The 257-nt window shown below is 71.2% G+C and carries 1 protein-coding gene; it reads left to right on the top strand.

Annotated features, from left to right (window positions below):
- Nucleotides 1-31: 31 nt before the first annotated feature.
- Nucleotides 32-257, top strand: a 226-nt coding sequence (locus ACPYOM_RS22965) for a hypothetical protein (protein WP_481347737.1), incomplete at its 3' end; no start/stop codon positions are given.

Genomic DNA, 257 nt, shown 5'->3' with positions numbered 1-257 from the left:
CGCTGGACGCCACCCTCGGAGGTGAAGCCCGATGACCGGTGTGACCAACAGCAAGACGACCAGCAAGCCGACCAGCAGCAAGCCGACCAGCCGGACGACCGGCACACCGGACGGTGCGATGGACCGTGCGGTGGACCGTGCGGTGGACCGCTCGGACGGGGTGGGCACGGGCGTGGGCACGGTGTACGCCCACGGCCTGCGCAAGTCCTTCGGCCAGCGGGTCGTGCTGGACCGGATCGACCTGGACGTGGCCTGCG

It is taken from the genome of Monashia sp. HAY1-2A (assembly GCF_056755315.1).
Note: the sequence above shows the minus strand (reverse complement) of the source record. Positions and strands in the feature narration are given on the sequence as shown.